15 protein-coding genes and 2 pseudogenes are annotated in these 20,541 nt (G+C 72.5%); 10 read left to right on the top strand and 7 right to left on the bottom strand.

Features of this window, described 5'->3' with window-relative positions; all coding sequences use genetic code 11:
• Positions 1 to 148 precede the first annotated feature (148 nt).
• From ACFZDC_RS34315 to ACFZDC_RS34305, 3 genes are read right to left on the bottom strand one after another with little or no spacing between them, the layout of a single operon-like run.
• Complete coding sequence (locus tag ACFZDC_RS34315) at positions 149 to 949, bottom strand: hypothetical protein (RefSeq protein ID WP_391329978.1); 801 nt, start codon at positions 947 to 949, stop codon at positions 149 to 151.
• Positions 949 to 2,211, bottom strand: a complete 1,263-nt coding sequence (locus ACFZDC_RS34310) for a VWA domain-containing protein (protein WP_391329976.1) — start codon at positions 2,209 to 2,211, stop codon at positions 949 to 951. Before ACFZDC_RS34310 ends, ACFZDC_RS34315 begins: the two co-directional genes overlap by 1 nt.
• 18 nt (positions 2,212 to 2,229) lie before the next feature.
• Positions 2,230 to 3,735 carry an IucA/IucC family protein gene (locus ACFZDC_RS34305; RefSeq protein ID WP_391329974.1) on the bottom strand — a complete coding sequence of 502 codons (1,506 nt, stop codon included), beginning with the start codon at positions 3,733 to 3,735 and terminating at the stop codon, positions 2,230 to 2,232.
• A gap of 85 nt (positions 3,736 to 3,820) precedes the next feature.
• Between ACFZDC_RS34305 and ACFZDC_RS34300 the strand changes: the two genes are divergently transcribed.
• The 3 genes from ACFZDC_RS34300 (at position 3,821) to ACFZDC_RS34290 (ending at position 7,069) form a co-directional block, all read left to right on the top strand.
• Positions 3,821 to 5,341 carry an IucA/IucC family protein gene (locus tag ACFZDC_RS34300; RefSeq protein WP_391329973.1) on the top strand — a complete coding sequence of 507 codons (1,521 nt, stop codon included), beginning with the start codon at positions 3,821 to 3,823 and terminating at the stop codon, positions 5,339 to 5,341.
• A gap of 538 nt (positions 5,342 to 5,879) precedes the next feature.
• Positions 5,880 to 6,794, top strand: a complete 915-nt coding sequence (locus ACFZDC_RS34295) for a HipA family kinase (protein ID WP_391329971.1) — start codon at positions 5,880 to 5,882, stop codon at positions 6,792 to 6,794.
• Complete coding sequence (locus ACFZDC_RS34290) at positions 6,791 to 7,069, top strand: SelT/SelW/SelH family protein (RefSeq protein WP_391329969.1); 279 nt, start codon at positions 6,791 to 6,793, stop codon at positions 7,067 to 7,069. Before ACFZDC_RS34295 ends, ACFZDC_RS34290 begins: the two co-directional genes overlap by 4 nt.
• A 3-nt stretch (positions 7,070 to 7,072) precedes the next feature.
• On the opposite strand, the gene aceB is transcribed toward ACFZDC_RS34290, so the two are convergent.
• Together aceB and ACFZDC_RS34280 are read right to left on the bottom strand one after the other, a co-directional pair.
• Positions 7,073 to 8,698 (bottom strand): malate synthase A, encoded by a 1,626-nt coding sequence (gene aceB, locus ACFZDC_RS34285; protein WP_391329967.1) that lies wholly within the window; start codon positions 8,696 to 8,698, stop codon positions 7,073 to 7,075.
• Between the two features lie 183 nt (positions 8,699 to 8,881).
• Entirely contained in the window at positions 8,882 to 9,496 is a 615-nt protein-coding gene (locus ACFZDC_RS34280) for an NTP transferase domain-containing protein (protein ID WP_391329965.1), read from the bottom strand.
• 129 nt (positions 9,497 to 9,625) lie between these two features.
• On the opposite strand from ACFZDC_RS34280, the gene ACFZDC_RS34275 reads away from it, so the two are divergent.
• The gene (locus tag ACFZDC_RS34275) at positions 9,626 to 9,940 is read left to right on the top strand and encodes a DUF5955 family protein (protein WP_391329963.1); all 315 of its coding nucleotides are present in this window, start codon (positions 9,626 to 9,628) and stop codon (positions 9,938 to 9,940) included.
• A 115-nt stretch (positions 9,941 to 10,055) separates the two neighbouring features.
• The gene (locus ACFZDC_RS34270; protein WP_391329962.1) at positions 10,056 to 10,685 is read left to right on the top strand and encodes a methyltransferase domain-containing protein; all 630 of its coding nucleotides are present in this window, start codon (positions 10,056 to 10,058) and stop codon (positions 10,683 to 10,685) included.
• A gap of 29 nt (positions 10,686 to 10,714) precedes the next feature.
• Here the strand turns inward: ACFZDC_RS34270 and ACFZDC_RS34265 are convergent, their stop codons facing one another.
• Entirely contained in the window at positions 10,715 to 11,509 is a 795-nt protein-coding gene (locus tag ACFZDC_RS34265; protein WP_391329961.1) for an IclR family transcriptional regulator C-terminal domain-containing protein, read from the bottom strand.
• A gap of 273 nt (positions 11,510 to 11,782) precedes the next feature.
• Between ACFZDC_RS34265 and allB the strand changes: the two genes are divergently transcribed.
• The 5 genes and pseudogenes from allB to ACFZDC_RS34240 form a co-directional block, all read left to right on the top strand.
• Complete coding sequence (gene allB / locus ACFZDC_RS34260; RefSeq protein ID WP_391329959.1) at positions 11,783 to 13,123, top strand: allantoinase AllB; 1,341 nt, start codon at positions 11,783 to 11,785, stop codon at positions 13,121 to 13,123.
• Positions 13,124 to 13,205: 82 nt separating this feature from the next.
• The gene (gene alc, locus ACFZDC_RS34255; protein WP_391329958.1) at positions 13,206 to 14,336 is read left to right on the top strand and encodes an allantoicase; all 1,131 of its coding nucleotides are present in this window, start codon (positions 13,206 to 13,208) and stop codon (positions 14,334 to 14,336) included.
• A gap of 194 nt (positions 14,337 to 14,530) precedes the next feature.
• The gene (locus tag ACFZDC_RS34250; RefSeq protein ID WP_391329957.1) at positions 14,531 to 15,343 is read left to right on the top strand and encodes an AIM24 family protein; all 813 of its coding nucleotides are present in this window, start codon (positions 14,531 to 14,533) and stop codon (positions 15,341 to 15,343) included.
• Between the two features lie 74 nt (positions 15,344 to 15,417).
• Positions 15,418 to 15,660 (top strand): annotated as a pseudogene (locus ACFZDC_RS34245) (dihydrofolate reductase family protein); the annotation flags it as partial.
• An 81-nt stretch (positions 15,661 to 15,741) separates the two neighbouring features.
• Positions 15,742 to 15,894, top strand: a pseudogene (locus ACFZDC_RS34240) (transposase); the annotation flags it as partial.
• A gap of 32 nt (positions 15,895 to 15,926) precedes the next feature.
• Here ACFZDC_RS34240 and ACFZDC_RS34235 read toward each other — a convergent pair.
• Positions 15,927 to 20,540 carry a tetratricopeptide repeat protein gene (locus tag ACFZDC_RS34235; RefSeq protein WP_391329956.1) on the bottom strand — a complete coding sequence of 1,538 codons (4,614 nt, stop codon included), beginning with the start codon at positions 20,538 to 20,540 and terminating at the stop codon, positions 15,927 to 15,929.
• Between the last annotated feature and the right edge of the window lies 1 nt (position 20,541).

Raw genomic sequence — 20,541 nt, 5'->3', positions numbered from 1 at the left:
GCTGCCGAACCCAACAGCCGTCCACGCAAGACGCTCGGCTGGGAAACCCCAGCCGAGCGTCTGTCTGAACTGCTCGCTACCACACGTCAGTGATCACGTGGTGCAACGACCCCTGGACTTCGCCTGGGGCGGGCCGTCAACGGGATGGTCAGGCGTTCGGCGGAACCCGGGAGGGCCGCCCCGAGCCGCGCGTGAGCGCGTATCCGCCGATGCCCGCGAGCGCGGCGAGGAGACCGCCGATCGCGGTCCACACCCAGCGGTCGGACCACCAGCCGGAGGACCAGCCGTCGTCGGGCTCGATGCTCGACAGCACCGCCGACTTCGAACCGTTCTCGCCGGCCTGCGACTTGACGGCGATTCCGGGGACGAGCGGCTTCGCCAGCGAGCCGTCCACCGCCGCCGCGCCACCGATGTCCTTGGAGTCCACCCGGACTTCGGTGCTCACCGGCAGACCGAGGTCGGCGGAACCGAGGTCCACCGCCGTCAGCCGGACGTAGTACGTGCCCGGCAGCGGGTCGTTGGCCCACGGCTCCGACCAGGCGCGCACCGTGCGCAGCACACAAGCCAGCTCGACCGAGGAGGCCCCCTGCGCGGCGGTGCGGGTGGCGGCGCCGTACTGGCAGGACTGGCGGCGCCGCAGACCGTCGTACACGTCGATCTGCCAGGTCTGCGTCCCGTGCGTGCCGGGCAGCTTCACGGTCGCCTTGACGGTCGGGCGCTGCCCGGCGTCCGCCGGGAACGACCAGTACAGGTAGTCGCCGGTGGAACCGGACGCGGTGGCCTGCTGCCCCTGCTCGATCTCGGTCGCCGTACGGAAGGACGTACCCGCCCGGGTGGGCGCCTTGCCGTCGTCCGAGGGGCTGGGCGAAGGGGACGAGTCGGCCGCCGCCGGTCCCGCGGCCAGCCCGAGCGCCAGCAGCGCGGTACCCAACACTCGTGTGACACGCATCAGTTCGTCCTCCAGACCGCGACCCGCCAGCGCGACAGCCAACCCCACAGCAGACCCGCGACGAAGCCGGCCAGCACCAGCGCGCCGAGCAGCCACCAGCCGCGCCCGAGGCCGAAGGAGGCGACATCGCTCGCCTTCGACGGACCGTCCACCGCGTCGACGGTCAGCTCGAGCGGCAGACCGGGCGTGGTCTTGACTCCGGAGGCCGCCGAGAAGGAGTTGGTGACCTCGAGGCAGACGGTCTCGGCGGTCGCGTTCTCGTCGTCGCTCTCGGGCCTCGGGTACCGCAGGCCCGTGGACATGACGTCCGTACGGCCGTTGCCCGCCGCCTCACCGCGCACGATCTCGCGCCCGCGCACCGTCACCGCCCGCAGCAGCACCCCGTAGTCGGGGTTCACCGCCCGGTCGTCCGCCACGCTCACCGAGGCGCGCAGCTCCTGGCCCGGGTTGACGTCCACCTTGTACCAGCGCTGCTGCCCGAACTCCTCGCGGTCCGTGTACAGCCCGGACTTCAGCGACGGCGCCTTCGCGCACTCGGCCGCGCCCTCGGTCGCCACCGGCGTCACCACCGGATCGGCTGCCCGGTCCACCAACTGCCCTACACGGTCGACCAGTTCCTCCTTGTGCTGTACGGAGGTGTACGTACCGCCGGTCGCGTCCGCGATGCAGCTGAGCTGGTCGCGGGTCTTGGCGTCCGGCACCAGGCCGAGGGTGTCGATGGTCAGCCCGATGCCCTTGGCCGCTATCTCGCGGGCCACCTCGCACGGGTCGAGCGGCTGGCAGGTGTCCTCGCCGTCGCTGATCAGGACGATACGGCGGGTGCCGTCACCGCCGTTGAGGTCGTCCGCCGCCTTCAGCAGCGCGGGGCCGATCGGTGTCCAGCCGGTCGGCACCAGCGTGGCCACCGCGGTCTTCGCCTCGGTCCGGTTCAGCGGGCCGACCGGGTACAGCTGCGCGGTGTCCTTGCAGCCGGTCTTCCGGTCGTTGCCATGGTAGTTGGCGCCCAGCGTGCGGATGCCGAGCCGCACCTCCTCGGGCGTCGCGTCGAGCACCTCGTTGAACGCCTGCTTCGCGGCGGCCATCCGGGTGCCGCCGTCGATGTCCCGGGTCCGCATGGAGCCGCTGACGTCCAGCACGAGTTCGACCTTCGGGGCGGCCTGTTCCGTCTCGTCGGCCGCGGCCGGGGCGGGGAACGCGAGCCCGGCCGTCAGGGCGGCGAGCAGAGCACAGACGCCCGCCGCCAGCCGTTGTCTTCTGATCATCGGCGGATCTTATTGATCTCAGGTGCCCGGCTCCAAAACGAGCGGGTTCGGCAGCGAGGTCCACAGGTCACCGGGGGTCCCCGGGGACAGCCGCATCAGCGTCAACGCCTTCGCGGGCACCGGGCCTTCGCACAGGGCCGCCAGGTCGCGGGTGCGGGGCAGATCGGGTACGGCCGCCGCCAGTGCCGCCCCGAGCGCCGGACCCGAGCCCGCCGTACCGGCGAGCGCCCCCGCCACCAGGGAGCCGAACAGCTTGCGGCGCAGGGCCGTCTCGTCGTCCGTGATCAGCCGGCCGGTCAGGGCGGGCGGGGCGATGCCGTGGCGGGTGAGGCGGGCGGGGCTGATGCGGATGTCGGCGAGGTCGCGGTAGACGAGGCGCAGGGGGGTGCCGTCGGCCGAGAGGATCACCAGGAGGTTCTGGCCGTGGGCCTCCAGGGCGACGCCGAGGTCCAGCAGGCGCAGCCCGACCGTGAGGGCCAGTCGGGAGAAGTCCGCCAGCCATGCGGGGGAGTCCGGCAGGGCGGTGGTGGGCAGCGCCGCCACCGGCAGCACCCGCTCGCCGGGGCCCGCGTACACCTGCGGCGACTCCCGCAGCAGGGCGGCGAGATCGGGGGAGTGGGCGGTGGCCGCGCCCAGGGTGCGGGTGATGTGCAGCAGCCCGTCCGTGCGCGCGGCCAGGTCCGAGGCGAGGGACGTGAGCGCGGCGGACGCCTCGACGGAGTACGCGGAGATGTCCCGCACCGAGGAGGTCAGCCGGGCGCTCAGCGCGGTCTTCACGTGCGGGCCGCCGGGCAGGGCGAGGGTGCGCAGGGACATCAGCGGGCGCGCGGGACGCCAGGGGTCGCAGGACCGCTTGAGCACATGGGCCGCCTGCCACGGGTGCACCGGCAGCAACAGCCGTCCGGGGGAGCGCAGTTCCTCCGGCCAGTCCCCGGACACCAGGCACTCGGCGGTCGGCACGGCCACCGTGCCCAGCTCCACCACGGGCCGGTGCTCGGGTCCGTACGACAGCTGCTCCGCCACCGAGAAGCCGGGCCGGGAGCGGCAGTTGGGGTGGAAGGGGTGCCCGTCCACCACCCGCTGCTCCCACTCCCAGTCCTGTTCGGGCCACTCCTTAGGGTGGTCCGCGCCGGCCCGGGACAGCGCCAAGGAGGCCACGCTGTGCCCGAGTTCGACCGCGAGGCCCGCCACGTGGGGCACCGCGAGGTCGGTCATCAGACGGGCCGGATCGTCGTAGCGCTCCCGGTCGAGGTGGACGGCGCCGACACAGCCGCCGGTCGCGTACGGGTCCGCGTGCGGGCCGTGCAGCGTCCGGCCGTCGGCCAGCCGCAGCGCGAGGCTGTGCGCCCCGCCGACCCTGCCGGTGAGCCACGGCAGGGGCTCGTGCGCGAGCGCCCGCCACAGACGGGTCAGCACCGCCGCGCGGGCGCCCGGCAGCGCGGCCGTGTACCGGGGCAGCAGATCGGGCCGGGCGGCGGCCAACTCCTCGGCGACCTCGGCGTCGGCGGTGGGGGAGTGGTACACGGTCGGCTCCTCGGGTACGGCCGGCACGGGGCACGATGGTCAGGGACGACAGACATACTGATCGCGTTCGGGCCCCGGACGAAGAATGGATCGCGTGGACCTCAAGCCTCCCGCCGACGCCGTCGCACAGCGCGCCGACGCATACGCGGCCGCCCCCCTGCTCAACTGCCTGCTGCGGGAGGTCGCCGAACCGCTCCCGCGGTCCGGGGCACGGCCCGCCTACCGGCTGCCCGGCACCGGCCGCCTGCTGCGCGTGCGCCCCGGCCGGCGGCCCGCCGACCCCGAGGTGCACAGCGCCGGGTCCTGGCACCGGCTCGGCCACTCCGAGCTGGTCAAACTGGTCGCCGAGGAGCTGCGCCGGCTCACCGGGCTGCCGGGCGACGACCTGCCCGCCGAGATGATCGACAGCCGGGACACGGTCGCCGCCCTGCTCACCGCGCGCGCCCGGGCGACGGCACCCGAGGACCCCTATCTGCGCTCCGAGCAATCCCTGATCACCGGTCACCCCTACCACCCGGCCCCGAAAGCACGCGGCGGCGGCCCGGCCGCGGCCTGGCTGCCGTACGCGCCGGAGGCCCACGCGCACTTCCCGCTGGTGCTGCTCGGCGTCCGCGAGGACCAGGTGGCCGAGGAGGGCGACACCCGCGCCCTGGACGCCCTCGCGACGGCCCCGCCCGGCTACCGGCTGCTGCCCGCCCACCCCTGGCAGCTCGGCCTCCTCGGCCGCGGCCTCGAACCCGCCTTCGCCGACGGCCGTCTGATCCGGCTCGGCACCACCGCCTTCGACACCTGGCCGACCGCGGCGGTCCGCACGGTGTACGAGCCGCGGCGCGACCTGTTCCTGAAGTTCAGCCTCGACGTGCGCATCACCAACGACATCCGCCGGCTGTGGCGCCACGACCTGCTGAAACTGCGCCGCACCGACACGGCCGCCACCGAGGCCTTCGCCGCCATGGGGCCGCCCGCGGCCTGGCTGAGCGACCACGGCTACCGCACCGCCGCCTTCGCCTTCGAGGAACTGGCCGTGCTGGTCCGCGACGGGCTGCGCGACCACCTCCTGCCGGGTGCCACCCCGCTGCTCGCGGCCGGGCTCGCGGAGGGCTTCGAGGGCAGCCCGCCGGCCGCCACGGCCGCTCCCGAGGCCTGGTGGGAGGCGTACCTGAGGCAGGTCGTCCCGCCTGCCCTCAGGGCGTTCGACGAGCACGGGGTGGTCCTCGAGGCGCACCTGCAGAACACCCTGATCGCCGTGGACGCGGCCGGTACGCCCGTGCAGGCCCTGTTCCGCGACGCCGAGGGCGCCAAGCTGGTGCCGGACGTCTCCCGCGCGGCCGGCTGGGAGCGGCTGGTGTACTGCCTGGTCGTCAACCACCTCGGCGAGATCGCCGGTGCCCTCGTCGAACACCACCCCGGTCTCGACCCCTGGCCCGCCGTCCGTCGCGAACTCGCCCGCCACGACCTGCCCGAGGTCCCGGCCCTGCTCACCTCGCCCACCTTGCCCGGCAAGACCAACCTGCTGCTGCGCTGGACCGGCGCCGACGGCGCGGAAGCCCGCTACCTGCCCCTGCCGAACCCGTTGGCGGACGGCAGTCGCTCAGCACTCGCGTGAGTGCCGCGGGGTGTCCTCGGCCATGCCGCACGAACAACCCGGCGCTGGCCGCGCTCGTCCGGACCGCGTCGTACCAGCCGCACTCGGCCGTCTCGCCCAAGGCACGGAGAAAGCCCTGCGTGTCCTGCGGTTCGCCTGCGTCTTCCGGGTACTCGCATGCGCCTGCTTCGCCGGCGTGGACGGGGGTAACCCCCTGCTGGCACTGGGCGGTGCGATCGTGGCCGTCGCGCTGCTCACCGCGGGGGAGGACCTGCATGCGAGCTGCGGTGGCCGGTATGGGAGCTGGACGGCAAGGCGGGCACAGCTGCGGTGCCATTCCTCCCCAGCTGTTCACGCTTGGTTACTATGCTCACTTCATGCCGGAGGCCGGAAGCAAGGGTCGCACCGCATCGACGAACTGCTGGAGGAGAGGGGGACGAGCGTGCCGGTCGAAACTCCCCAGATTCTCCCCAGGGCTGATCATGGACGATTCCCCGGATTGCAGCGCCTTGGAGGTGGTCGTGAAAAGCAAGGGTAATGAACTGTGGAGCCTTCGAAAATGCTGAGGGAGGTCGCCGCGACCCGCTATGTCGCGCCCCTGCACTCCGGCGGCTCCGTCCCCGGAGTCGTCGAGGCCGACGACCTGGGCATGTATGTAGTGAAGTTCACCGGCTCGGCGCAGGGACACAAGGCACTGGTCGCCGAGGTGATCGTCGGCGAGCTCGCCCGCGCCCTCGGCCTGCGCTTCCCCGAACTGGTGCTCGTCCACTTCGACCCGGCGATCGCCGCGGCCGAGCCGCACCAGGAGGTCCGCGAGCTGCACGGCGCCAGCACGGGCGTCAACCTCGGCATGGACTACCTGCCGGGCGCCGCCGACTTCACCCCCGACATCGCGGGGGTCCTCCCCGTGGACCCCCTGGAGGCGGGCAGGATCGTCTGGCTCGACGCCCTGACCGTCAACGTGGACCGCACGGTCCACAGCTCCAACCTGATGGTCTGGCCGACTTCGGGCACGGTTCCCCCGCGCCTGTGGCTCATCGACCACGGCGCCGCCCTCGTCTTCCACCACCGCTGGGACACCACGACACCGGGCAAGAAGTACGACTTCCGCCACCACGCCCTCGGCCACTACGGCCCGGACGTGCGGGCCGCCGACGCGGAACTGGCCCCCCGGGTGACCGGGGAACTGCTGCACCGGATCGTCGCCGAGGTACCGGACGCCTGGCTGGCCGAGGACGCCGGATTCGCCACGCCCGACGACGTCCGCGCGGCCTACGTCGACTACCTCCTGGAGCGCGTACGGCTGTCCGAACAGTGGCTGCCCACCGACTTCCCCGGCCGCGAGGCGCTCGCGGCCGAGGAGGCCGCCCGCGCGGCGAGGAGCCGGCAGGGCCGCCCGGACTGGCTCAAGCGGGTCCCCGACCTGCACGGCAAGCCGGCGGCGGAACAGGATTGGTCGGTGCACCTGGGATGACCCATGTCGTGCAGATCGAGTACTGCACCCAGTGCCGCTGGCTGCCCCGCGCGGCCTGGCTGGCGCAGGAGCTGCTCACCACCTTCGAGGCCGAGCTGACCGAGCTGTCGCTCAAGCCCGGCACCGGAGGCGTCTTCGTCGTCCGCGTGAACGGCGAGGTGGTCTGGGACCGCCGCGAGCAGGGCTTCCCGGAGCCGACGGCGGTCAAGCGCCTGGTACGCGACCGAGTGGCCCCGGGGAGGTCCCTGGGCCACTCGGAGCCGCCTTCTCCGTGAGCGTCAGCCCTTGAGCTGCTCGTACGCCGGCAGGGTGAGGAAGTCGGCGTAGTTCTCGTCGAGGGCCACCTGGAGCAGCAGGTCGTGGGCCTGCTGCCAGTGGCCGGCCGCGAAGGCCTCCTCGCCGATCTCCTTGCGGATGCCGTCCAGTTCCTCGGCTGCCACCTTGCGGGCCAGCTCCGGGGTGGCCCGGTCGCCGTTCTCGAACTCGACGCCCGCGTTGATCCACTGCCAGATCTGCGAGCGGGAGATCTCGGCGGTGGCCGCGTCCTCCATCAGGTTGAAGATGGCGACCGCGCCGAGGCCGCGTAGCCAGGCCTCGATGTACCGGAGGCCGACCTGGACGGCGTTGACGAGTCCGTTGTACGTCGGCTTCGCGTGCAGCGAGTCGATCGCGATGAGGTCGGCCGCCTCGACGTGCACGTCCTCGCGCAGGCGGTCCTTCTGGTTCGGCTTGTCGCCGAGAACCCTGTCGAAGGACTCCATGGCGATCGGGACCAGGTCCGGGTGGGCGACCCAGGAGCCGTCGAAGCCGTCGTTCGCCTCGCGGTCCTTGTCGGCCCGGACCTTCTCGAAGGCAACCTTGTTGACCTCGGCGTCCCTGCGGGAGGGGATGAAGGCCGCCATGCCGCCGATGGCGTGCGCGCCGCGCTTGTGGCAGGTGCGCACGAGGAGTTCGGTGTACGCCCGCATGAACGGGGCCGTCATCGTCACCGCGTTGCGGTCCGGCAGGACGAACCTCGCCCCGCCGTCACGGAAGTTCTTCACGATGGAGAACAGGTAGTCCCAGCGGCCGGCGTTCAACCCCGAGGCGTGGTCGCGCAGTTCGTAGAGGATCTCCTCCATCTCGTACGCGGCCGTGATGGTCTCGATCAGGACGGTGGCGCGGATGGTGCCCCGCGGGATGCCGAGGTAGTCCTGTGCGAAGACGAACACGTCGTTCCACAGGCGTGCTTCGAGGTGCGACTCGGTCTTGGGCAGGTAGAAGTACGGGCCCTTGCCGAGGTCCAGCAGCCGCTGGGCGTTGTGGAAGAAGTACAGGCCGAAGTCGACGAAGGGGCCGGGGACCGGCGTGCCGTCGGCGTCGACGAGGTGGCGCTCGTTCAGGTGCCAGCCGCGCGGGCGCATGACGACCGTGGCCAGCTCCTCGTTCGGGCGCAGGGCGTAGGACTTGCCCGAGTCCGGGTCGGTGAAGTCGATGCTCCGGTTGTAGGCGTCGATCAGGTTGAGCTGGCCGTGGACCACGTTCTCCCAGGTGGGTGCGGAGGCGTCCTCGAAGTCGGCGAGCCAGACCTTCGCGCCCGAGTTGAGCGCGTTGATGGTCATCTTGCGGTCGGTGGGGCCGGTGATCTCGACCCGCCGGTCGTTCAGCGCGGCCGGGGCCGGGGCGACCTTCCAGGAGTCGTCCGCGCGGACGGCGGCCGTCTCCGGGAGGAAGTCGAGCGTGCAGGTGCGGGCGATCTCGGCGCGGCGCTCCGCCCGGCGGGCGAGGAGTTCGTCACGGCGCGGGGTGAACCGCTGGTGCAGCTCCGCCACGAAGGCGAGCGCCGCGTCGGTGAGGACCTCCTCCTGCCGGGGCAGGGGCTCGGCGTCGACGATGGCCAGCGGGGACGGCGCTGGTGCGGACATGAGCTGTCACTTCCTTCAGCGGTGGCACCAAGTGCCAAGTGGCACGAACAGGACAGTGAGCGCCCACTGTGCGCCGGACGCTTCTGATCAGTGGATAGTAGTTTCCTCATCGTGGAACTTCAATGGTTTGTTGATGCCAAGACTCTCTGAGTCGAGGCAAGGTGGGGACTCGGTGCCACCCCCTCACTCAAGGTGGCTCAGGTCGGCCTCGGTGTCGATGTCGTACGGCTCGGCGACGTCCGCACACTCCACGAGCCTGATCCGTGCCGCGTGCTTTTTCAGGTAGGCGCGCGCTCCCCGGTCGCCGGTGGCGGCCGCCGCGATGCCCGGCCAGTGGGTCGCGCCGAAGAGCACCGGATGCCCCCGTACACCGTCGTAGGCGGCCGAGACCAGCGAGGTGTCGTCCACGTACGCGCCGAGTACCCGGGCCACCGCCTCGGGCCCGATCCCGGGCTGGTCGACCAGGCTCACCAGGGCCGCGCGTGCGCCCGTACCGGTGAGCGAGCCGAGTCCGGCGCGCAGCGAGGAGCCCATGCCGTCGGCCCAGTCGGGGTTGTCGACGAGCACGCAGCCGGTCAGGTCGGCGCGCCCGCGGACGTCGTCCGCGCGTGCCCCCAGGACGACGTGGATCCGTCCGCATCCGGCCGCGCGCAGTACGCCCACCGCGTGCTCCACCAGGGGGCGCCCACGGTGCTCGAGCAACGCCTTGGGTCGCCCGCCGAGCCTCCTGCCGCCACCGGCGGCGAGCAGCAGCCCGGCGATCTCCTCGCGAGCGTGGTGATGGTCCTGGGTGTCCATGCGTCCTGCATACCTGACGCGGGCGGCGGCGGACGGCTTCCTTGGGCTGAATTTCGGTCCGGGCGGTGGCGCTCGCGCACCGGGTGGCGTTAACTGGCCCGCGCACGAGGGGGTGCGAGGGGGAGGGCTGTGTTGCGGAGCTTGGGGCAGAGGCCAGTGACCGGCAGCGACGAGGATCCGAGAGTGGCGGAACTGCGCACCGCGGTGTCCCGCCTGCGCCGCGAACTCGCCGCGCACCCGGCGGAGTTCCCCGACCGCGGCATAGCCGAGGACGAACTGGCGGCCCTGGCCGCGATGGCCGCCGGCGGCCCGCCCGAGACCCCGCGCCTGCACAGGTCCCTGTTACTGATCGCCGGGGCGATCGGCTCGGTCAGCGCGCTGGCCCGGGGTCTGTCGGAGGTCAGGGAGGCCGTGGACCTGTTCGGAAAATCACCGAGGAACTGACCTTCGTGGCCACCTACGACGCACTCGGCGCCGCCTGTGCCCGCACCCGGCAGCCCGATCCGCGGATCGCTGCGCGGATCCGCGCCGTGCTCGGGAACGTCAGGGACGTATCAACGTGGGAGCCGGCACCGGCTCGTACGAGCCGCCGCACACGGTCCTCGCGGTCGAACCGAGCCGGGTCATGGCCGCTCAGCGGCCGCCGGGAGCCGCGCCCGCCGTGCGGGCGGTCGCGGAACGACTGCCACTGCGGGACGACGCGGCCGATGCCGTCCTGGCGGTGCTGACCGTCCACCACTGGACCGACCTGGCGGCCGGGATCGGAGAACCGCGCCGGGTCGCCCGCCGCCGCATCGTTCTGCTGACGTGGGACCAGCGGATCTTCCGCGAGCGGTACTGGCTGGTCCGGGACTGCCTGCCGGAGGCGGCGGCGTTCGACGACACCCGCGCCGTGCCGCCCGAGCCCCCGGCTCGCCCGTCTGCTCGGCGGAGCGCGCCAACGACCGGTGCGGGTCCCGCACGACTGCGTCGACGGGTTCGCCGCCGCGTACCGGCGCCGCCCCCACGCCTACCTCGACCCGCGGGTCGGGGCGGGGATCTCCCTGCTCGTCCAGACCGGCCAGGACGTCATCGCGCCCGGTCTGGCCCGGCTCGCGGACGATTTGGAGAGCGGTCACTGGCACGCGCGCCCGTCATGCCCGCCTGCTCGCGTTCGACTTCATCGGCCTTGGGTGGCGGCTGTTCGTGACCGACGTCTGACCCGCACGAGCGGGGTGCTCACGCGCCCGAACTGGCCAGCGCCTGAGACAGTTCCGTCGCCGCCTGCTGCAGCATCGGCACGATCTTCTCGGTCGCCGCCTCCGTGACCCGTCCCGCCGGTCCGGAGATGGAGATGGCGGCCGCCGTGGGGGAGTCCGGGACGGACACCGCGAGGCAGCGGACCCCGATCTCCTGCTCGTTGTCGTCCACGGCGTATCCCAGCCGCCGGACGTCCTCCAGCGCGGCCAGGAAGCCCTCGGGCGTCGTGATGGTCTTCTCCGTCGCGGCCGGCATGCCCGTACGGGACAGCAGCGCGCGCACCTCGTCGTCGGGCACGCTCGCCAGCAGCGCCTTGCCCACACCCGTGGAGTGCGGCAGCACCCGGCGCCCGACCTCGGTGAACATGCGCATCGAGTGCTTGGAGGGCACCTGGGCGACGTACACGATCTCGTCGCCGTCCAGCAGTGCCATGTTCGCCGTCTCCCCGGTCTCCTCGACCAGCCGGGCGAGATAGGGCCGTGCCCAGGTACCGAGCAGCCGGGACGCGGACTCCCCGAGGCGGATCAGCCGCGGCCCGAGCGCGTACCGGCGGTTCGTCTGCTGGCGTACGTAGCCGCAGGCGACCAGCGTGCGCATTAGTCGGTGGATGGTGGGCAGCGGCAGCCCGCTGGTGGCGGACAGCTCGCTCAGGCCGACCTCGCCGCCCGCGTCCGCCATCCGCTCGAGCAGATCGAAGGCACGCTCCAGGGACTGGACCCCGCCGCCGGCGGAAGTCTTGGCGGAGTCGGTGGTGCTGGCGCTGGACGTCGGCACGGCGCGTTTCCTTTCGGGGCGGGCAGGAAGGGCAGAAGCCTACCCGGCAGTCGGTTGACCGCCCGCTGGTACGTAGCTACGTTCTGCTTGTTGGAATTCTAATTCCGCTTTGTGGAAACGTCCAGAGTGGCGGCCCGTGACCCGCTCCCCGGAAGTGTGCCTCTTGACGGCGGGAAAGCGGGAGTGAAGACTCCTTCAACAGAACGTTGAATTCCGTTACGTGGGTGTAAATCCCGTTTCCTGGAAGCACATCGGCGGCAGAGAGGGGTTCGGGTGTCCGACGCTGAACTGGTGCTGCGCTCGACGCGCGTCATCACTCCGGAAGGGACGCGGGCCGCCACGGTCACCGTGTCCGCCGGCACGATCACGGCCGTACTGCCGTACGACGCCGAGGTGCCGGCCACGGCACGTCTGGAGGACTTCGGCGACCACGTCCTGCTGCCCGGCCTGGTCGACACCCACGTGCACGTCAACGACCCGGGCCGCACCGAGTGGGAGGGCTTCTGGACCGCCACGCGCGCGGCGGCGGCCGGCGGCATCACCACGATCGTCGACATGCCGCTCAACTCCCTGCCGCCGACCACCACGGTGGCGAACCTGCGGGTGAAGCAGCGGGTTGCCGCCGGCAAGGCCCACATCGACGTCGGCTTCTGGGGCGGCGCCCTGCCCGACAACGTCAAGGACCTGCGCCCCCTGCACGACTTCGGTGTCTTCGGCTTCAAGGCGTTCCTGTCGCCCTCGGGCGTGGACGAGTTCCCGTACCTCGGCCAGGAGCAGCTCGCCCGGTCCCTGGCGGAGATCGCCGGCTTCGACGGCCTGCTGATCGTGCACGCCGAGGACCCGCACCAGCTGGCCACCGCGCCGCAGCACGGCGGGCCCAGGTACGCCGACTTCCTCGCCTCCCGCCCGCGCGACGCCGAGGACACGGCCATCGCGAACCTCGTGGCGCAGGCCGGCCGCCACGACGCGCGCGTGCACGTGCTGCACCTGTCCTCCAGCGACGCGCTGCCGCTCATCGCCGCCGCCCGCGCCGAGGGCGTCCGCGTCACCGTGGAGACCTGCCCGCACTACCTCACCCTGACCGCCGAGGAAGTCCCGGACGGCGCCAGCGAGTTCAAGTGCTGCCCGCCTATCCGCGAGGCGGCCAACCAGGACCTGCTCTGGCAGGCGCTGGCCGACGGCACCATCGACTGCGTGGTCACCGACCACTCGCCCTCCACGGCCGACCTGAAGACCGACGACTTCGCCACCGCGTGGGGCGGCATCTCCGGTCTCCAGCTCAGCCTGTCGGCCGTGTGGACCGAGGCCCGCAAGCGCGGCCACGGCCTCGAGGACGTGGTCCGCTGGATGTCCACGCAGACGGCCGCGCTGGTCGGCCTCGACGCCCGCAAGGGCGCCATCGCGCCCGGCCGTGACGCCGACTTCGCCGTCCTCGCCCCCGACGAGACCTTCACCGTCGACCCGGCCGGCCTCCAGCACCGCAACCGGGTCACCGCGTACGCCGGCAAGACCCTGTGCGGCGTCGTGAAGTCGACCTGGCTGCGCGGTGAGCGCATCGTCGTGGACGGCGAGTTCACCGACCCCAGGGGCACCCTGCTCACCCGCCCCCAGTAAGCCTCCCCCCAGCTCTCGGTCTCGCTCGAGCAGGGGGCCCATCCCGCACCCGGCCGACTCCCGAAAGGAACCCCTGATCACCGTGACGGCGCAGCAACATTCGAGTTGGGCCGGCTTCACCGGCGACGCGAACCCCTACGGAGGCGGCGACCCGTACGCGGACTACCGCACCGCCGACTTCCCCTTCACCCAGTACGCCAACCTGGCCGACCGGCAGCTCGGCGCCGGGGTCATCGCCGCCAACGACGAGTTCTTCGCCGAGCGGGAGAACCTGCTGGTGCCCGAGCCGGCCGAGTTCGACCCCGAGCACTTCGGCCACAAGGGCAAGATCATGGACGGCTGGGAGACCCGCCGCCGGCGCGGCGCCTGCGCCGAGCACCCCTGGCCGACGGCCGAGGACCACGACTGGGCGCTGGTCCGCCTCGGTGCTCCCGGGGTGATCCGCGGGATCGTGGTCGACACCGCCCACTTCCGGGGCAACTACCCGCAGGCGGTCTCGGTCGAGGCCACGTCGGTGCCGGGCTCCCCGGCCCCGGAGGAACTGCTGGGCGACGAGGTGAAGTGGACGACGCTGGTGCCGCGCACGCCGGTCGGCGGCCACGCGGCGAACGGCTTCGCCGTCTTGGCCGAGCAGCGCTTCACCCACGTGCGCGTCAACCAGCACCCCGACGGCGGCATCGCCCGGCTGCGCATGTACGGCGAGGTCGTCCCGGACCCGACGTGGCTGGAGGCGCTCGGCACCTTCGACGTGGTCGCCCTGGAGAACGGCGGCCAGGTCGAGGACGCCTCCGACCTCTTCTACTCCCCGGCCACCAACACCATCCAGCCGGGCCGTTCCCGCAAGATGGACGACGGCTGGGAGACGCGCCGCCGCCGCGACCGGGGCAACGACTGGATCCGCTACCGGCTGGCCGCCCGGTCCCAGATCCGCGCGATCGAGATCGACACGGCCTGCCTGAAGGGCAACAGCGCCGGCTGGGCGTCGGTGTCGGTGCGTGACGGCGAGGAGGGCGACTGGGTCGAGATCCTCCCGCGCACCCGCCTGCAGCCCGACACCAACCACCGCTTCGTGCTGCCGCAGCCGGCCGTCGGCACGCACGCGCGCGTGGACATCTACCCCGACGGCGGCATCTCGCGCCTGCGTCTGCACGGCTCCCTGACCGATGACGGCGCGGCGCTCCTGTCGTCCCGCCACCAGGAACTGGGCGGCTGAGTCCCGGCCCAGGAGAAGCGGGGCACCGCCCTTCGTGGTCCCGCTTCCCGGCCGGCCGGCCGGTGGGCCGGGCCCTCCCGGTTGTGCCCACCCGCTCGGCGGGCAACCGCCGCGAGGCCGTTCGCCGGCGGCGAACGGACAGCGGATCCGGCCGCGGCCGGAACTCTTCGCTTCACCTCCCGCGTTCTCCCCGCGTGACCCTTCAGCAAGAGATCGTCGGCAACGCCATGCAGATGGCGGTCGTCAACCTGCGCCCCGGCCAGACCGTGTACTGCGAGGCGGGGAAGTTCCTGTTCAAGACGACGAACGTGACCATGGAGACGCGTCTGTCCGGGCCGTCGGGCAACGGAGGTCAGCAGAGCGGTGGGGGCGGTGGCATGGGAGGCATGCTGCGCCAGGCCATGGGCACCGCCATGCAGGTCGGCCAGCGCATGCTGGCCGGCGAGTCGCTGGCGTTCCAGTACTTCACCGCCCAGGGCGGCGAGGGCACGGTCGGCTTCGCGGGCGTGCTGCCCGGCGAGATGCGCGCCCTGGAACTGGACGGCTCGCGCGCATGGTTCGCCGAGAAGGACGCCTTCGTGGCCGCCGAGTCCACCGTCGACTTCGGCGTCGCCTTCCAGGGCGGCCGCACCGGCATGAGCGGCGGCGAGGGCTTCGTCCTGGAGAAGTTCACCGGGTACGGCACGGTGATCATCGCGGGCGCGGGCAACTTCATCGACCTGAACCCGGCGGACTTCGGCGGCCGTATCGAGGTGGACACCGGTTGTGTGGTCGCCTTCGAGGAGGGCATCCAGTACGGCGTCCAGCGCGTCGGCGGCCTGAACCGGCAGGGGATCATGAACGCCGTCTTCGGCGGTGAGGGCCTGTCCCTGGCCACCCTGGAGGGCAACGGCCGCGTCATCCTGCAGTCCCTGACCATCGAGAGCCTCGCCAACGCCCTGAGGAAGGCACAGGGCGGCGACAAGCAGGGCCCGACCGGCGGACTGTTCTCGACGAACGTCGGCTGAACCGGTGAGTTCCGGGGGCGGGCGGGGTCCGAGGTGAGGACAGCAGATCCCGCACCCGGAAGAAGGCACCCGTCATGGGCAAGCTCGTCTCCACCCTCTTCGTCACCCTCGACGGTGTCTACCAAGCGCCCGGCGGCCCCCAGGAGGACCCCAGCGGCGGCTTCACGCAGGGCGGCTGGAGCTTTCCGTACGGCGACGACGACTTCGGCCGGTTCGTCACCGAGGTCTTCGACGGCGCGGGCGCCTTCCTGCTGGGCCGCCGTACCTACGAGATCTTCGCCTCCTACTGGCCGAAGGCGGCCGATCCGGCCGACCCCATCGCCTCCCGGCTGAACTCCCTCCCCAAGTACGTCGTCTCCTCCACGCTCCCTACGCCCGGGTGGTCCGGCACCACCGTCGTGTCTGATGTGTTCGCGTCGGTGCCGCGCAAGGACCAGCGGGCCAAGGGCGACTGCTATCTGCGGGGACTGATGCTGGACGGGCGGCGCAAGTCGATCCAGCCGATGGCGGAGCGGCTGCCGGACGGCAACGAGCGGAACCTGCAGCAGTTCGAGTCAGCACCGCACCGTCGAATCGCCCCGAACTACGCGTCCCGGACCGCACTCGTGCCGGCCGCCTCCGAGCCTGGAGCCGGCGGTGGGGGGAGGGTTCCGAGGGCCGTGCGAGCGTGGTCGTGTGCCTGGTCCCCGTCGGGAGCCTCCAGGGCGCGGCGGTACCAGTGGCGCGCCTCGTACCACTTCTGCTCCGCGGCGGCGACATCGCCGAGCAGGGCCAACACCAGTGAGGTCAGGACGGGTTCAGCGGGGTGCGGGGCACGCCGTTCCGGTTCCGGGACGGGTCGGGCTTCCCGCGCGGAGTTGCCCTCCAGGACGGGGCGGGTGTCTGCGGGCGCTGACAGGATCTCCGCGAGGCGGTCCCACCGGCCGGTCTCCCGTAGCAGTTGGGCGTACGCGGTTCGCGCCTCGGCCTCCGCTTCAGGGTCGGCGGCGGCCAGCACCTGTTCGAAACGGTGGGACGCCTCAGCGTGGCGCCCGCCGACGAACGCGAGCCGGGCGAGCATCAGCAGGGCCTGCGGGCGCTCCGGGCTGTCCTCGGCCGCGGCCAGGGGGAGCAGGGTCTCCTCCGCTTCCTCGGACCGACCGAGCTGGGCCAGTGTGCTGCCCAGGTACCGCCGTGCCTGTGGCTCCACGGCGGGGTTGCCCGATGCCACCGCCGCAGACAGGCGGTCCCGGGCTTCCTCCAGTCTGCGCTGAGCCAGATTGGTCACACCGAGCAGCAGACCGGCCCGGGGCGCGCTGCCCGGGACGCCCATGTCCAGAACGGCGGTGAGGAGTTCCGCGGCCATCTCGGTCTCCCCCACCTCCAGGAGGTACTCACCCTGGTCGAGGTAGCTCTCGGCGACGTCCTCCTCGGCGTCGGATCCCGCGGCGCCGGCCAGGAGCCGCCGCGCGGCGGCGTGATCGCCCTGGCGGAGGCGCAGCGTGCCGAGGATCACCCGCGCCGCTTCGGTGACCTCTGACGGCTCCCCGCGGAGGGCCTGTCCCAGGAGTTCCGCAGCCTCTGCCTCGGCTGCGTTCCCGCCGTCCTCCAGAAGCTCTGAGGCCAGGAAGAGCCGGGCCGCGTCGGACGACCGTGGAACATCGGCGACCACGGCGGATCTCAGCAGCCGGAGTCCTTCCGACCGGTCGCCCTCGGCGACGCGGACCTGTCCGAGCAACGACTGGGCCCAGGTGGAGAGCGTGGGATGCGGCGCGTCTACGGTCTCGACGAGCAGTTCCGTCACGGCCGCGAAACCCTGTGGCTGGTCCGGGGCGACGAAGTCCGCCAGCATGAGTGACAGGTGGATCCGGGCGAGGTGGGACCAGTACTCGTGGCCGGATTCGATGGCCTGTCGGTAGGCGGCCTCGGCCTCCTCGTACCGCTCCAACAGGGCCAGCATTTCGCCGAGCAACTCCGCGGCGCGCGGGCCCTGTCCGGCGTGTCCGGAGGCCGCGGCCTGCGCGAGCAGCCCGGTGAACGCGGCCACGTCGTCCGGATCGTGCAGGTCGGCCGTCCGCGCCAGCATGAGCGCCAGGTCGATCCGGGCGAGCGGGGACCAGTGCTCATGGCCGGATTCGATGGCCTGTCGGTAGGCGGTCTCCGCCTCCTCGTACCGCTCCGCTGCGGCCAGCAGATCGCCCAGTTGGTCCATGGCATACGGGGCGTTCGCCCAGGGCCCGTCGGCGACCTCGGTGAGCAACTGCTGCGCGCGGTCCATGTCGCCCTGCCCCGCGGCGAGTCCGGCCAGGGCGAGTTGGGCGGCCGGCGCCCAGTCCGGATGGCCGGATTCGACGGCCTGGCCCAGCCGGTACTCCGCACGGTCCACTCGCCCGTACGCGAGATGCCAGCAGCCCAGGACGTGGGCGGCGCGCGGCGCATGGGCCGGATGGCCCGACCGGATCACGTCGCGCAGCAGCTCGGCACCCTGCTCCTGGTCCTCCTCCCCGCTCACCAGGAGCCGCCCCAGTGCGACCTGGGCCAGCGGCCACGCCAGCGGTACCGGGGCGTTCAACACGCTCTCGAGCAGCGGCCTCGCCTCCCCCCACCGGTTGCACTCCACGAAGAGGTCACCGAGGTTGGCGCAGGCCAGGGGCGCGGCCAGCGGGTGGCCACCGGCCATCACCTCCCGGAGCATCTGCTCCGCCTGGGCGAGCTTCCCCTGGTTGACCAGCAGCCAGCTCATGTTCGTCCGGGCGAACTCCGTGATCGGCGCGGTCACCGAGGCGTCCAGGGTGCGGGAGAGCGTCCAGGGGCCGGTGTCCGGGATCGGCAGGTCGCCGGCGCGGGCCGAACGGGTTCGCAGCAGCTCGGGCCCACTGGCCACCGGGCCCTGCTTGCGAGTACCGCCCAGGGAGGCGGGAGCACCCTCGTCGGCGAGCATTCCGCCGAGCCTGGCCTGCGCCAGGCCGGCCACCTCGTCGTCGCCTGCGGCCAGGACGTCGTCCAGAAGCGACAGAGCCCGTTCGTGCTGGCCTTGCAGGATCAGCAGCCCGGAGAAGTACACCCGGGCGAGCAGGGCGAGCTGCCGGTTGCGGCAGCCCATCGCCGCCTGGAGGAGCCCGCCGGCCCGTGCCCGGTCAATGATCACCAAGACGCCACCGAGTTCGACCTGAGCGAGCGGCACGACGTCCGGGACCCCGGACTCCAGGGCCGCCTCCAGACACTCCATACCCTGCGCGAACTCGCCCCGTGCCATCTCGAGTTGCCCGAGCATGACCGCTGCCCATGCCGCGTCGTCCCGGTCTCCACCGACCTGCCGGACCCGGCGCAGCACGGCCACGGCCACTTCCAGCTCGTTGCGTGCGACCGCGGTGACGGCGACCGTGAGCAGATCGGTGCTCAGGGCCGCCGTCTCTCCAGGGGCCCCGGTGCCGCCGGAGGCGCTCCCTGCCAGGGCGAGTTGCCAGGCGAAGCCGGGCACCGCCGCCCCGGGGTCGTCGGTCCTGGTGTCGAGATAGTCGGGTACGTACGGGAAGATGGCGTACATCCGCTGTGCGGATCCGTCGCCGGACGTGGCGTCCTCGGTGTCCGCCGGGGCCGGGGGCTGCTCCGGGTGGAGCAGGGCGATCTGCCCGGCGACGGGCTCGCGCGCCCAGGCGATCCCGGCTCGGAACGCCGCCTCGTCCGCGTCCAGCGACGGGTGTGCGGCGCTCAGGTAGCCACGGAACAGCCGGAACAGGACGGCCTCCGGCACCGCCCCGCGCAGGCCCATCCGCCACCGGTCCGCCGCCGCCCGGGTCACCGCCCAGCCTGCCGGGCAGCTGTCGAAGCCGTCCGTCAGGCGCCGCTCCAGCTCCGGCGCGGCCACCAGAACCTGCCCGATGCCCCGCGCCGTGAAGTCCTCGCCCGGGTAATGGCGGGCGGCGTCCGCCAGTTCCTCGTCGGTGAGCCGCTGCGGCAGCTGCACCTGGCGGGCCAGGCGCAGCACGCTGCGGGCGACGCGTCCCTGGTCGTCCGCGCGGTCGAAGAGCGCCTGCCGCTGTATCGAGGTCATGGAGGCGACCACGACGACCGGTGGCTCCTGCCGTGCGAACCGCTCCAGGACCTGGACGTCGAGTCCGCCGGGCCGCAGATAGTGATCCAGCTCGTCCAGCCACAGGACGACCCGGTCGCCGCCGGCCGGCAGCCGCAACCGGGACAGGTCCCCCGGCGCGGTCCGGTCCGCAGCGGGCACCAGGAGCCGAGCCTGCGGCACGCGGCGTCGCAGCAGTTCGAACAGGGTGCGGGACTTGCCGGACTTGGACGGCCCGACGAGCAGCAGCAGCCGGGCGCTGCCCGGTGCGGCCGAGACCACGCTGTCCAGCGCCTCCTCCAGGAGCGCGTCCGACCCGCGGCGCGGGACGTACGGATCGGCGCGGCCCTCTTCGGTCCGTTGCCCGCTGTACGTGGAGGGGGTCACTCCGATGTGGTAGGGATCCACCTCGCCGACGGCAGGCAGCTCCCCCGCGGCCGTGAGCGGCAGCGCGAGCCGCGACTTGAGGCGGGCCCGCAGCTCGTGCTCGGCCTGCTCCCGCACCTGTTCGGCCAGCGGAGGCCAGTAGCGCAGCAGCGCCTCGGTCTTGATCGCGTACGCGGTGCCGTTGGTACCGGTCCCGCGGACGCCGAGCTCGCCGCTCCGCTCCCGGGCGTTGAGGATGCCGATCACTCCGTCGCCGTCCTCGTCCCACACCGGCGCTCCGGAGAATCCGGGTTCCGGCGCCCAACCCGCTCGCGGTTCCAGCAGCAGCCACTCGTCGCCCGCGTGGTCGACGATCTCGCCGCGCACCGGAACACCACCGTGCGCGTGCTTCTTCGGGTAGCCGTAGGCACGGAACCGGTGGTGCCAGATCCCGGCCGCCGTGGTGCACAGCGGTGCGGGCCGGGCGCCGGGCGGTGGGTCACCTGCGAGTTCCAGGACGGCTACGTCCCCCGTGCGGGCCTCGGTGGCCGGATGCCAGCCATCCGGCAACACGGTCGCCCGAAGCGCCTCGGCGTGCCGCACGTGCTGGAACCGGACGTACACCGGCCCACCGGGCGCGTCCCGGGCCCGCCCGATCACATGGGCGCAGGTGAGGATGTGGCGTGGCCCGCACATCACGCCGACGCCGTACGCCGGCCCGTCGGCGGCTTCGCGTCGGATGCTGACCAGCCAGGGCGGCTGTTCCCGGCTGAGGCCCACG

The sequence above is a fragment of the Streptomyces sp. NPDC007905 genome, assembly GCF_042959345.1.
In the GTDB taxonomy this organism is placed as follows: domain Bacteria; phylum Actinomycetota; class Actinomycetes; order Streptomycetales; family Streptomycetaceae; genus Streptomyces.
The sequence above is the reverse complement of the archived record's forward strand: the minus strand, read 5'-3'. Positions and strand labels throughout refer to the sequence as shown.

Coding starts and splice junctions, on each gene's coding strand:
- ACFZDC_RS34315 (WP_391329978.1), bottom strand. CDS start 949: ATGCGTGTCACACGAGTGTTGGGTACCGCGCTGCTGGCGCTCGGGCTG.
- ACFZDC_RS34310 (WP_391329976.1), bottom strand. CDS start 2,211: ATGATCAGAAGACAACGGCTGGCGGCGGGCGTCTGTGCTCTGCTCGCC.
- ACFZDC_RS34300 (WP_391329973.1), top strand. CDS start 3,821: ATGGATCGCGTGGACCTCAAGCCTCCCGCCGACGCCGTCGCACAGCGC.
- ACFZDC_RS34295 (WP_391329971.1), top strand. CDS start 5,880: ATGCTGAGGGAGGTCGCCGCGACCCGCTATGTCGCGCCCCTGCACTCC.
- ACFZDC_RS34290 (WP_391329969.1), top strand. CDS start 6,791: ATGACCCATGTCGTGCAGATCGAGTACTGCACCCAGTGCCGCTGGCTG.
- aceB (WP_391329967.1), bottom strand. CDS start 8,698: ATGTCCGCACCAGCGCCGTCCCCGCTGGCCATCGTCGACGCCGAGCCC.
- ACFZDC_RS34280 (WP_391329965.1), bottom strand. CDS start 9,496: ATGGACACCCAGGACCATCACCACGCTCGCGAGGAGATCGCCGGGCTG.